9 protein-coding genes are annotated in these 13,279 nt (G+C 63.7%); all 9 read right to left on the bottom strand.

All coding sequences use genetic code 11. The features are described from left to right. Positions 1-14: 14 nt before the first annotated feature. Positions 15-2,108 carry a glycogen debranching protein GlgX gene (glgX, locus tag BG57_RS17440; protein ID WP_035966574.1) on the bottom strand — a complete coding sequence of 698 codons (2,094 nt, stop codon included), beginning with the start codon at positions 2,106-2,108 and terminating at the stop codon, positions 15-17. After that, positions 2,101-4,602: a glycogen/starch/alpha-glucan phosphorylase gene (locus BG57_RS17435; RefSeq protein WP_035966573.1), complete on the bottom strand. Its 2,502-nt coding sequence runs from the start codon at positions 4,600-4,602 to the stop codon at positions 2,101-2,103. Before BG57_RS17435 ends, glgX begins: the two co-directional genes overlap by 8 nt. 154 nt (positions 4,603-4,756) lie before the next feature. Further along, positions 4,757-5,659 (bottom strand): SMP-30/gluconolactonase/LRE family protein, encoded by a 903-nt coding sequence (locus tag BG57_RS17430; RefSeq protein ID WP_035966571.1) that lies wholly within the window; start codon positions 5,657-5,659, stop codon positions 4,757-4,759. 22 nt (positions 5,660-5,681) lie between these two features. Then, positions 5,682-6,623 (bottom strand): 3-hydroxyacyl-CoA dehydrogenase, encoded by a 942-nt coding sequence (locus tag BG57_RS17425; protein WP_035966570.1) that lies wholly within the window; start codon positions 6,621-6,623, stop codon positions 5,682-5,684. Between the two features lie 23 nt (positions 6,624-6,646). Beyond that, on the bottom strand, positions 6,647-8,746 hold the full coding sequence (locus BG57_RS17420) for an ABC transporter permease subunit (RefSeq protein WP_035966562.1): 2,100 nt from the start codon (positions 8,744-8,746) through the stop codon (positions 6,647-6,649). Positions 8,747-8,773: 27 nt separating this feature from the next. After that, positions 8,774-10,315 carry a sugar ABC transporter ATP-binding protein gene (locus tag BG57_RS17415; protein WP_229753914.1) on the bottom strand — a complete coding sequence of 514 codons (1,542 nt, stop codon included), beginning with the start codon at positions 10,313-10,315 and terminating at the stop codon, positions 8,774-8,776. A 25-nt stretch (positions 10,316-10,340) separates the two neighbouring features. Continuing rightward, positions 10,341-11,468 (bottom strand): sugar ABC transporter substrate-binding protein, encoded by a 1,128-nt coding sequence (locus BG57_RS17410; protein ID WP_035966560.1) that lies wholly within the window; start codon positions 11,466-11,468, stop codon positions 10,341-10,343. 64 nt (positions 11,469-11,532) lie between these two features. Beyond that, positions 11,533-12,279 (bottom strand): N-acyl homoserine lactonase family protein, encoded by a 747-nt coding sequence (locus BG57_RS17405; protein ID WP_035966557.1) that lies wholly within the window; start codon positions 12,277-12,279, stop codon positions 11,533-11,535. A 52-nt stretch (positions 12,280-12,331) separates the two neighbouring features. Further along, positions 12,332-13,264, bottom strand: coding sequence for a 3,5-dioxohexanoate:acetyl-CoA acetone transferase (kce, locus tag BG57_RS17400; RefSeq protein WP_035966552.1), 933 nt, complete (start codon positions 13,262-13,264; stop codon positions 12,332-12,334). Positions 13,265-13,279 lie beyond the last annotated feature (15 nt).

Below are 13,279 nucleotides of genomic sequence, written 5' to 3'. Positions count from 1 at the left end.
TCCAGAGCGATGCATCAGCCGCGCCGGTGCGATTCGAGCACCACCACGCTGCGGGCTTCGAGACGGATCGAATCGCCCTTGTCCGCCGATGTTTCGGTTGGCGAAACAATATCGCGCGGCGAATCGGCGGCCGTATCGACGATGCAGCGCCAGCAAAGACCATCTATATCAGGAAGCGCGGCCGTGCGGGCATCGTTGTTCATGTTGAGCGCGATATGCAGCATCGCTTCGTCCGCCACCGTCCCCGCCAGTGTGAAAGCGACGAAGCGTGCATCGGGATCGTGCCAGGCGGGCTCGTTGAGCCGCTCGCCGTGCCATGCGACATCGGCGTGCTCCTGTCCGGATGCCGGACGCCCTGTCAGGAAGGTGCGGCGCCGCAGGCTTGGATGACGCTTGCGAAGCGCGATCAGTTCACGCACGAAACGGAGCATCGCGCGGCCATCGTCCGTGAAGTCCCAGTCCAGCCAGGAGAGTTCGTTGTTCTGGCAGAACGCGTTGTTGTTGCCGCGCTGGCTGCGCAGGCATTCATCGCCGGCGAGGATCATCGGCACGCCCTGACTCAGCAGCAGAATCGCCATGAAGTTGCGCGCCTGACGATTGCGCATGTGCGTGACTGCCGCATCGTCCGTATCGCCTTCGACGCCGCAATTCCACGAAAGGTTGTCGTTCGTGCCATCGCGGTTGTCTTCGCCATTGGCCTCGTTGTGCTTCGCCTCATACGTCACGAGATCGCGCAGCGTGAAGCCGTCGTGACTGGTCACGAAGTTGATGCTGCTCGCGGGCAGGCGGCCGTCGCGCTGATAGAGGTCGGCGCTTCCCGACATGCACGTACATACTTGTCCAGTGAGACCCGCATCGCCGCGCACGAAGCGGCGGATCACATCGCGATAGCGCCCGTTCCATTCCGCCCACGCCATGCCGGGAAACGCGCCCACGTGATACAGCCCCGCCGCATCCCATGCCTCGGCGATCAACGGCACGCGCGCAAGCACCGGCGACGCTTCCATCGCCCACGGCAAAGGTGGCGTGCCGAGCAGCTCGCCGTGTTCGCCGCGCGTGAAGATGCTGGCGAGATCGAAGCGAAAGCCATCGACGCCGAGTTCGCACACCCAATATTCGAGGCTTCGAAGAATGAACGCCGTCACCAGCGGATGATTGCAGTTGACCGTGTTGCCGCAGCCGGTGAAGTCGAGGTAATGGCGTGGATCGGCACGGTCCGTCAGATAGAAGATATCGTTCGCCAGCGCCTTGAAGTTGATGACCGGTCCCGCGAGCCCCGCTTCCGACGTGTGATTGAACACGACGTCGAGCAGCACGCGAATGCCCGCCGCATGCAGCGCATCGACGAGCGCGCGAAACTCGTGCGGCGCGCGATGCGGCTCGACGCAATAGCGCGGATGCGGGCTATGAAAGCTATGCGTGCTGTAGCCCCAGAAGTTGCAGAGCCCTCTTTCGGCGGCGGACGCAGGCACGTCCTGTTCGTCGAAGGCCATGACCGGCAGCAGTTCCACGTGCGTAACGCCGAGCGCCTGCAAATAAGGAATCTTTTCGGCGAGCCCCGCAAATGTTCCCGGCTGCGCGACGCCGCTCGATGCATGCCGCGTGAAGCCGCCGACGTGCAGCTCGTAGATGATGGCGTCATCGAGCGTTCGCACCTCGGCGCTTGCAGGCGCATTCATTGGCTCGGTGACGATGGCGCGCATCGACGCACGATCGTCACCCGCCGCATCGGCGGCCTGCTGGCGGTCATAGAAACGGTCGCTGACGGCACGCGCGTTCGGATCGAGCAATTGCTTGCGGCTCGCGGCTTCATCGTCCATTTGCGGCAAGCCGTGTGGGCCATGCGCGCGCCACGTATAGCAAGAATGAACCGGCAGCCCCTCGATGAAAACGTGCCAGTAATAGAACGTGCGGTTCTCTTCCGGCACGAGCGTGACGATCTGAAACGGCTCCATGCTTTCGACCGAAGCAAAGAGCAGCAAGTCGACGTGCGTCGCGTACCGGCAGAACACGCAGAAGTTGACGCCGCCCGGCATCACCGTCGCGCCCGAAGGAAAGCGCGAGCCGGGCTGTGTGCGATACGCCCGGCTCGCGTCCGCATCACGCATGAGCAAGGTCGATCCTCACGGCGCGCGCGTCCCAGATGCGCTCGCAATATTCCTGGATGGCGCGATCGGATGAGAACTTGCCCGAGCGCGCCGTATTGATGATCGACATGCGCGTCCACTGCCGCACGTCGCGCCATGCTTCGCTCACGCGCTCCTGGCACGCGGCGTAATCCGCGAAATCGGCGAGCACGAGGAACGGATCGTGATGCAGCAGGTTGTCGAGCAGCGGGCGGAACATGTTCGTATCGCCGCGCGAGAAGCGTCCTTGCGCGATCTGCTCGAGTGCGTCGCGCAGCTCGTCGTTCGCTTCGACATACTGCTGCGGGCGATAGCCCTCGCGCTTGCTGTCTTCGACCTGTTGCGCCGTCAGTCCGAAGAGGAAGAAGTTCTCCGGCCCGGCTTCCTCGCGAATCTCGACGTTCGCGCCGTCCAGCGTGCCGATGGTCAGCGCGCCGTTCATCATGAATTTCATGTTGCCCGTACCGGATGCTTCCTTGCCCGCCGTCGACATCTGCTCCGACAAATCGGCGGCCGGATAGATCCAGTGACCGTGCTTCACGTTGAAGTTCGGGTAGAACACGACCTTGATGCGGCCGCGCGTCGCCGGATCATGGTTGACCACTTCCGCCACACCCGTAATCAGACGGATGATGAGCTTGGCCATTGCGTATCCCGGCGCGGCCTTTCCTCCGAAGATGAAGCAGCGCGGCGCGGTCACGAGATCGGGATTACGGCAGAGCCGTCTATAGAGCGCGATGATGTAAAGCGCATTGAGATGCTGCCGCTTGTACTCATGGATGCGCTTCACCTGAACGTCGAACAGCATGTCCGGATCGACGTCGATGCCGACCGTCTTCTGGATGCGCAATGCGAGCGCGGCCTTGTTGTCGCGCCGGATCGCACGCCATGCTTCGTGAAAGGCCGGGTCGTCGGCGTGGGCGGCGAGCGCGCCCAGACGCGACAGATCGCTTCTCCACTCGTCCCCAATCGTCTTGTCGAGCAGTTGCGCGAGACCGGGATTGCTCAACATCACGAAGCGGCGCGGAGTAACGCCATTGGTTACGTTAAGAAAGCGCTCCGGGAACATCTCCGCGAAGTCGCGCATCACCGTCTGCCTCAGCAGTTCGGAATGCAGTCCGGCCACGCCGTTGACCGCGTGACTGCCGACCGTCGCGAGATGCGCCATGCGCACCTTTCTGCCGCCGGTCTCGTCGATCAGCGACATTCGGGCAACGCGTTCCTCATCGCCGGGGAACGCACGGCGCACGTCTTCGAGGAAGCGGCGATTGATCTCGTAGATGATTTCCAGCAGCCGCGGCGACTGGCTGTTGAACAGCGGCAAGCTCCATGTTTCGAGCGCTTCGGGCAGGAGCGTGTGATTCGTGTACGCAAAGGTCCGCTGCGTGATGGACCATGCCGCATCCCATGAAAGCTCGCGCACGTCGATGAGAAGGCGCATGAGTTCCGCCACCGCAATCGACGGATGCGTATCGTTGAGCTGCACCGCGAAGTGCTCCGCGAAATCCTCGATCGGCGTCCCGGTGATATCCATCAGACGCAGCATGTCCTGCAGCGAGCACGACACGAAGAAGTACTGCTGCGCAAGACGCAGGCGCTTGCCGATTTCCGGTTCGTCGTTCGGATAAAGCACCTTCGAGAGCGTCTCCGAGTGAACCTTCTCGTGCACGGCCTCGTAGTATTCGCCCGCATTGAAGTCCTCGAAATCGAAGGACTCGACCGCCTCGCTTTTCCACAGGCGCAGGAGATTGCAGGTATCGACGCGAAAGCCCTGCATCGGCATGTCGCATGCGACGCCCTTCACTTGCCGCGCCGGAATCCAGCGCACGCGCAGATGTCCGCTGGCATCGGCCGCGTGCTCGGTGTGCCCGCCAAAGCCGACGTAGTAGCTCACTTCAGGACGAATGATTTCCCACGCGTTGCCTTTCTCGAGCCACTTGTCGGTGCGCTCGACTTGCCAGCCATCGCGGATTTCCTGATCGAAGATGCCGAACTCGTAGCGAATGCCGTAGCCGATCGCGGGAATCTGGAGCGATGCGAGCGAATCCAGATAACACGCGGCGAGCCGTCCAAGGCCGCCGTTGCCGAGCCCCGGCTCTTCCTCGACTGCCAATAGCTCGTCGAGATCGAGCCCGAGCGCGAACATCGCTTTGCGGGCGTCGTCTTCGATACCGAGATTCAGCAGGTTATTGCCGAGCTGAGGACCGATCAGGAACTCGGCCGATAAATAGCAGGCGACTTTCATGCCCTGAATTGAGTACGTTCTCGCCGATGCGACCCAGCGCGCCAGCATGCGGTCGCGAACGGTGTAGGCGAGTGCGAGATACCAGTCGTGCGCGCTGGCGATATCCGGATAGCGGCCCTGCCGGGAGATGAGATTGCGGATCACGTCGTCCAGCAACGCGGCGCCTTTCGTGACGGCTTCCGCTGTGGTGCTCGCATCGGCGCGCACGCGTGTTGCAAGGTCATCGGCCATGATCGGTTCCTCGCGGTTGGCTCTTTTCCTTCAGAAAGAATATGCCAACCGCTTTGGATTACCAATCAAGGCACGAAATCACGCGGCAGGCGCGTTGTTGACGTAAGCGAAATAGCGGCGGCGTGAGCCGCCGCTTTCGAAACGCGTGCGGATGTCAACCGGCGAAGCGCGGCTCCGGCAGACCTCTTACGCCTAGGCCCGTCACCGCGAACAACCCGCCCTTGTCGCGTTCTTTCTGCGGAATGCCCCACATCGGGCGGCCCATCGTCGTGACATAGAGCGTGTCGAGGTTCGGCCCGCCGAACATCACGCTCGTGAGATTGCGCACTGGAAACGGCACCACGCGATCGAGCGTGCCATCCGGCGCAAAGCGCACGATGCGCCCGCCGAACACGAGCGCCGACCAGATGAAACCTTCCTCGTCGACGGTCGCGCCATCGAAGGTGCCTGCCATGTTCTGCGCCGATACGAAAAGACGCCGGTTGGTCGCCGCGCCCGTTTCGATGTCGTAGTCGTAGGCGTACATCTCCTTGCTATAGGTGTCGGTGAAATAAAGCGTGCGGTTATCGGGGCTCCAGCACGGCCCGTTCGAGCAACTGATGCCGCTGTCGAGCCGCGTGACCTTGCCGTTCGTGTCGAGCCGGTACAGTCCGCCGCTGCGCGTCGAGCGTTGGCCGCGATCGGCATCGTAGCGGTCGAAGTCGTAGGCCATGGTGCCCGCGATGAAGCGGCCCTGTCGATCCACCTTGCCGTCGTTGAAGCGCGTTTCGGGATCGTCGGCCTCGGGGTCGGCGATGAACTCGACGGTCTGCGATTCGAAGTCGTAAAAATGCAGCCCGTTCGCGAGTGCGACGACCGCGCCGCCCTTTTCGCGCAGGGCCATCGAACCGATGTGACGCGGCACGAAGAATCGCTCGACCTCGCTGCCGTCCGCGCGGCATCGGTAGATTTCCGCAGCCGTGCTGTCGATCCAGTAGAGCCGTTCTTCCCGCACGTCCCACAGCGGGCCTTCGCCCAGATGATTGTTCGCGTCCACGAGCAAGCGCACTTCGGCCATCGTCGTCTCCTTGAGCTTAGGTTCAGTCCTGGTCTTTCAGCGACCGCCGATGCGCGAGCAACGCCATCAGCCGGCGATCCCGCCAGCGGCTGCGCTCTTCGATGCGCTCCCGGTCGAGCACCGCGCGGCGTTCGGCATCGAGCCGCGCGAGGGTTTCATCGGACCAGTCGAAGGGCACGCGCGTCCCGGCGATGCTGCGATACGTGCCGCCATAACGCGATGCGTAATCGGCGACGCCGCCGGGCGCGTTCAGGTCGATAGTCTCGAACGGACCCATGAACGACCAGCGCATAGCGAGGCCATCGCGCATGACGGTGTCCAGGTCGGCGGCGCTCGCATAGCCCTGTTCGTAGAGGCTCAAGGCTTCGTCGAGCACCGCGCCTTGCAGCCGGTTCAGCAGAAAGCCCGAAATCTCGCGATTGACCAAGACGGGCTTCTGTCCCGCTTCTTCGTACAGCGCGCGCGCACGTTCGAGCGTTTCCGGCGCGGTCCACGGCGCACCGCACAATTCGACGAGCGGCACGAGCGACGGCGGATTGACGGGATGCGCAACAAGGCAACGCGCACGCCCTTCCAGCCCTTCGGTAAAGGTCGATGCGGGCAGGCCCGATGTCGAACTCGCGAGCAGCGCATCGGGCTTCGTCAGGCGATCGAGCTCCGCGAACAGCGCGCGCTTCGCTTCGACCACTTCCGCGATGTTCTCCTGCACGAGGTCGGCGTCCGCGACCGTTTCGGCGAGCGTGTCGCACGTCGAGATGCGCGCGACGATCGTATCGACGGATTCGTCGACGAGACCGAACGACGCTAGGTCTTCGACGCTTTCGCGTATCGCTGGAATCGCGCCCGTCAGCATGTCTTTCGATGCGTCGTGGATCTTCACCGTAAAGCCGTTGCGCGCAAACACGATGGCCCACGCGCGGCCGATGCGCCCCGACCCGATGACCGCGATGTGTCTTCCTTGCATTCGATGCATCCTCGATGATGGTTTCAGGCCCGCTTGTCGCGCAGCGTGATGACCGCAGCCAGCACGACGAGCCCGTTGATGATGTCCCTGACCGCAGGCGGCACGGTCGTGCCCGCGAGCAGGGTGCCGAGCGCGGTCAGCAGAAGCGCGCCCCCGAATACGCCGAGATAGTGTCCGCGCCCGCCGGTGATGAGCGCGCCGCCCACGACGACAACCGCTATCGATGGCAGCAGATACGGATCGCCCATGCCGAGGAACGCCTGCGAGCTGAAGCCCGCCAGCAGCAGCCCGACGATGGCCGAGCAAAGACCCGAGAGGCAGTACACCGCGATCAGCGTCGCGCCGACGCGCACACCCGAAAGCCGTGCCGCGACTTGCGAATTGCCGACCGCATACACGCGCCGTCCGAACGGCGTGCGATGCAGCAGCAATAACGCGACGATGAGGAACACGGGCACGCTCCACGCCGCGAGCGACAGCGGCCCGAGCCGTCCGTTGGTGAACTCGCTGATTACGGACGGCGACCAGCCTTGCGGCGAGCCGTTGCAGTAGATGAGCGTGAGCCCTTGCAGCAGGCCGTTGGCCGCGAGCGTCACGACGATGGGCGGCAGCCCCAGCATCACGACGCCCACGCCGTTGAACACGCCGACGAGCAGACCGACGCCGAGCACGACCGGCACCGCCCACGCCGCCGCTCCGTTCGCGCCGTGCGTGAGACCCGTCAGCAAGACGCCGGACAAGGTGATGAGCCACGGCATCGACAGATCCAGACCGCCCGTCAGAATGACCGCGCCCTGACCGAGGCCGAGAATCGCGAGGAACAGCGTAAGCGTGAGCAGACTGCTGTAGAAGCCCGCGCTCGCGAGCACGCCCGGCCCGTAGACGAAGCCGGTCACGACGACGACCGCGATGAAGAGCAGGTACGCGGGTATTACGTACTTCACCCATTCGCGATTGCGCTCGATCCAGTCCGACAGCGCGCGGCCCTTCAGCTCCGTGTTCTTCATCGGCTGATAGTCGCTCACTTCGAACGACACGCGCCGCGCATGAGGATCATCCTTTGCCCGCGTGCCCGTTCGCACCGCCTTCAGCCATTGCGCCGCGTGGCGCGCGCACTCGTGCGCTGCCGATTGCTTGCCGATCGACGAGCCGAGCACCGCGAGAATGAGGATCACCGCTTCGGCGATGGTCGTGAAAAACGCCGACACGTTCAGCACGAGCAGGATGTTCACGGTGATCATCAGCGTCATCGCGGCGAACACGGTGCCGGTGCAGCCGCCGCGCCCGCCGCCGAGCAGCGTGCCGCCGAGCACCACGGCCGTGAACATCGACAGCAACAGCGGCCTGCCGACGAGCGGATCGGCCGAGCCTGTCTGCGCCGAGACGTACAGCCCCGCCGCTGCATAGAAGACGCCGGCGAGCGCATACGTGGCGATGCGATAGCGCGTGACCGGCATGCCGTTGGCGAATGCGCCGTCGGGGTCGCTGCCGAGCGCATACAGCCCGACGCCGAAGCGTGTGCGCCGGATGAACGCCCACACCAGCAACGCAATAATTAGTACCCCTGCCGACATCGGCAGCTTTTCGGGGATCAGGTCGGACGTAATGAACGCGCCGAACTGCTCGCCTACCGCGCCGCCCGGCTTGTTCTGAATCAGCAGCGTGAGACCTTGCACCATGAACATCGTCGCCAGCGTGACGACGATGGATTGCAGCCGGAACCACGCGATCAACGCGCCGTTCACGAGCCCGATGCCGCCGCCAATCGCGAGAATGAGCGCCGCGCCTGCCCATTGCTCCATCGGCGTGCCGGCGACGAAGCGCACCGCGAGCACGTTGGCGAGGGACACCACCGCGGACGCGGACAGATCGAATCCGCCCGACAGCACCACGATGGTCTGCCCGATGGCCGCGAGCGCGAGCGTCGTCGAGCTCGAAATGACCGAGCCGATGTCGTACATGCCCACCGGCGTCGCGGACAGCGACACCCAGGCGGCCAGCATCGCGACGAGTGCGCTGATCGCGATGATGAGCCCGCGATGATGATCGATGCGCGCGCCCCATCCCACGCGCGCGCCCGGCCGCACGATCTCGCTTTCGGGCGACGCAATCGCAATCTTCATGAACACTTCTCCGTAGCGTTGGACCGCTTAACTGGACAGCATCTTGCGCATCACGCTTTCTTCGGTGAGCGCGTCGCCTTCCAGCTCCCCGACATTGCGCCCGCGATACATCACCGACACGCGATCGCACACGTTCACCAGCTCGGGCACGTCGGTCGAATAGAACAGCACCGCGCCGCCCGCCGCCGCGAACGCGCGCATCAGCACGAAGATCTGGTGCTTCGTGCCGACATCGATGCCGCGCGTCGGATCGAACATCAGCCATACGCGGCTTTGCGTGAGCAGCCACTTGGCCATCGCGATCTTCTGCTGATTGCCGCCGGAGAACGAGAGACACGGCTTGTAGAGCGCACGCGGATTCACTTCCATTTGCGCAAGCGATTTCGCAATGGCGGCCCGCTCGCGCTTGCGGTCGATGAGTCCAAAACGCGCATAACGTCCGATCACCGGCAGCGAGACGTTCTCGCCGCCGGGCAGCCGCAGAAACAAACCTTCGGTCTTGCGGTCTTCGGGAAGAAAGCTCGTCGAGACGCCGGCCTTCAGCGAATCGGCGGTGCAAGTAAGCGTGACCGGCTTGCCGTCGATGCGAATCTCGCCCTCGTCGATGTACTGCGCGCCGAACAGCGCCTCGAAGAGTTCGCGCTGCCCCATGCCTTGCAGCGCAGCGATACCGTGCACTTCACCCGCTTTCAGCGTGAGGTCGAAGTCGCTCACGACGCCATCGACACGAATGCCGCGCGCTTCCATCGCGGGCGGCTGCGCCGCCGCTTGCGTGAGCGCGGGCGGCGTCACCTTCGGCGGATACTTCGCTTCCATCGACCGTCCGATGACGAGGCGAATGACTTCCTCGTCCGAGATGTCGGACGCATCGAACGCACCGACATCGCGCCCATTGCGATACACCGTGAGACTGTCGCAGAACTCGCGCACTTCCTGCATGCGATGCGAGATGAACACGAACGTGACGCCGTCCGCCTTCAGTTCGTCGATGCGGCGCGCGAGCCACGCGACATCGGCGCCGGAGAGCGCGGACGTCGGCTCGTCGAGCAACAATACCTTCGGACGCCGAACGATTGCTTTCGCTATCTCGATCTTCTGACGCACCGGCAACGCGAGATCGCGGATATAGGCGCTCGGGCGGATGTCCGATAGCTCCAGTCGCTCGAGCCACTCAAACGCCTGCCTTTGGGCCTCGCGCTTCCTGATACGACCGAGAAAGCCCGTCGGTTCATACGACATCAGCAGGTTCTGCTCGACGGTCAGATCGCGCACCAGGGTCATCTCCTGATACGCGGTCTGCACGCCCGCGCGATGCGCGTCCTTCGGGCCGCGCATCGTCACTTCGCTGCCCATCACGTGGATGCTCCCGCTATCCGGCTGCATCAGCCCGGACAGCAGCTTGACGGTGGTGGACTTGCCCGCGCCGTTCTCGCCGAGCAGTGCGTGCACCGTCCCGCGCCTGACCTTGAACGACGCGCCGTCGAGCGCGACCGTCGCGCCGAAGCGCTTGGTCACGTTCGCGACGTCGATTGCCAGCGCGCCGTTCCCGGTCATGGATGCGCTCGTCATTGCTCGCCTCCTCGCGTTGGCCGCATCAGTCCTGGTTGCCGGTCAGCGCCGCGTTGAAGCCGACTTCGCGCGTGTCTTCCGAATAGATGTCGGCGAACCAGCCCGGCGGCACCTTGTCCGGCGGGAACGCGGTGCAGCCCGCCTTCAGTTCGTCGATACTGCCGCTCTTGCAGAGCTTCGATTCGGACGTCAGCACGAGCGGCAGCTTGAGCGTCACGCGCTGCGGGAACTCCTTGCCGTCGAGCTTCTGCACGGCCATCTTGAGCGCCATCGCGCCCGAATACGGCGGCGCGCCATACGAGATCGAGCGATACCCGATCGAGCGATAACTGCCCTCGCCCTTCACCGTGCCCGGCGGCAGCATCTGCACGCGATGCCCGTTCGACGATTCGCCCGCACACGGCTTGACCTTGTCGTCGGGGATGCCCGCTTCGAGCTGCATCGACGCCGCCGTGAAGCAGCCGACCTGCATCCATAGGCCGTCGATCTTGTCCCAGCTATTCGTGGCGAGAATCTTCGACAGTTCGGTCTTGGCCGTCGCCTGACTCCACATGCCGGTGCCCTCCGCGACGACCTTGATGTCGGGATGCTTCGCGAACACCGCCTTCGCGGCCTCCGTGCGCGCACGGTCGACCGAGGTTCCCGGCACGCCGTTGATCATCACGATATTGCCCTTGCCGTTGATGGTCTTGGCGAGCCATTCAGCGGTCACGGTGCCTGCCTGATGCTGGTCGATGGTCACGTTGTGCGCGCACGGCTCGGTCACTTCCCCGTCGTAGGCGGCCACGACCACGCCCTTCGAGCACGCGTTCTTGATCGCGCGATTGAGCGCGGTCGGCGAGATCGGATAGATGATGATGGCCTTCGCGCCCGCCTGCACCATCGAGTTGATCTGCTGTATCTGTTTCTGCGCGTCGGTGCCCGCGACCTGTACTTCAAGATCGACCTTGTCCTTCAGCGCGGGCGTGTTGGCCATCGCCTTCACCATGTTCGCGGCTTCGGTCTGCCAGTCGTTGCCGACATAGCTCATCGACAGGAACACCTTGTATTTGCCCGCTGCTTCCGCGTGCGCCGATACCCCGAGCGCCGCCGCGATTGCGACGCCGAGCGCTGCCCGGCCCGCACGGCGAATCGAATGCGTCCATGCTTTCATGTCTTCCTCCGGTCCTTCGTTATTGGTATCCCGACTACAGCTCGTGGTCCTGCGACTGTGCAACTCACTTCGCGACATGCGGAAGACGTGCGCTCGCAGGCAGCGCAATGCCCGCGCTTCCCGGCACGACGTTCGGATCATGTCCGGGTATCACGAAGTCCGCGATCTGCCGGATGCGCGTGAGCGAGCTCATTTCCGCGAGAGTTTCATGCACGATGCCGACCGGCACGAGATCGACGATGTTCTCCATGCAGTTCGCGCAGTCGCCCGCGATCAGCACGACGCCTTCTTCCGTATCCACCGCCACCGATTGATGCCCCGGCGTGTGTCCCGGCGTCGGCACCACGCGCACGCCGGGTACGATATCCGTCACGCCATGCGCGAATTGCCAGCGGAAGTACGCGAGCGGTTCACGCCCGATCAGAAACTCCTGGTAGTACGTGGCCTGCGTCGGCAGCGGATGCCCCGCGTACTCCCACTCGGCCGCCTGCACGATGAAGCGCGCATTGCGGAACAGCGTGTTGCCGCCCGAATGGTCGTAGTGCAGATGCGTGTTGATGACGATATCGACTTCGTCCGCGCTCCAGCCCACGTACTCCTTCAGCGCGCGTTCGAGCCGCTCTTCCGGCGCCTGATCGCACGGGCAAACGAAGTTCGACACCCAGCCCGGATCGTGGATGCCGGTATCCACGACGATCTTCTTCTCCGCCCCGACGATGGCCGTCGACCATACCGGCACTTTGATCTGTTGTCCGAAATACCGGCCATAGACCTGCGACGAGCGATCGACGGTCAGCCAGCCCGTCGGCATGGCGACTACCTTCAGCTTGCGCCTTGCACTGTCGTTCACGATGCCCTCCGCATCAGAAGTTGGTGTCGCTGCCGCCCTTGAGTTGAAGCATCTCGCGCGCTTCGTCGGGCGTCGCGATATCGAGCGACAGCCCTTCGATCACCTGCTTGATCTTGCGCACTTGCGCGGCGCTGGATTCAGCGAGCTTGCCCGGCTCGATCCATAGCGAATCTTCCAGACCGACGCGCACGTTAGAGCCTTGTGCGACGCCCATCGAGCCGAGCGTGATCTGGTTGCGGCCCGCGCCGAGAATCGACCAGACATAGTCCTTGCCGAAAAGCCGGTCCGCGGTGCGGCGCATGTGCGCCAGGTCTTCCGGATGCGGCCCGATGCCGCCCAGCAGCCCGAACACGCTCTGCACGAAAAACGGCGGCTTTGCGAGCCCGCGATCGACGAAATGCGCGAGGTTATACAGGTGCGAGATGTCGTAGCACTCGTACTCGAAGCGCGTGCCGTTCGCGCTGCACGAAGTGAGGATGTATTCGATATCCGCGAAGGTGTTCTTGAAGACCAGATCGCGGCTGTTTTCCAGATGCTTGCGCTCCCAGTCGTGCTTCAGTTCCTTGAAGCGATCGAGCATCGGATAGAGGCCAAAGTTCATCGATCCCATATTGAGCGATGCGACTTCCGGCTTGAAGTGATGCGCGGGCTTGAGGCGCTCCGCAACCGTCATATGCGGGCTGCCGCCCGTGGTGATGTTGATGACCGCATCCGTTTCCGCCTTGATGCGCGGCAGAAACTCCTGGAACACGGCCGGATCTTGCGTCGGATGGCCGTCGTTCGGATCGCGTGCGTGCAGGTGCAGAATCGCCGCGCCTTCCTGTGCGGCGGCGAGCGCCGCATCGGCGATTTGCTGCGGCGTCACCGGAAGATAAGGCGACATGGACGGCGTATGAATCGCACCGGTCGGCGCGCACGTGATGATGACCTTGCGTTTGGTTGCCATGTGGTCCTCTGAGTC

The organism is Caballeronia grimmiae (genome assembly GCF_000698555.1).
GTDB lineage: Bacteria > Pseudomonadota > Gammaproteobacteria > Burkholderiales > Burkholderiaceae > Caballeronia > Caballeronia grimmiae.
Note: the sequence above shows the minus strand (reverse complement) of the source record. Positions and strands in the feature narration are given on the sequence as shown.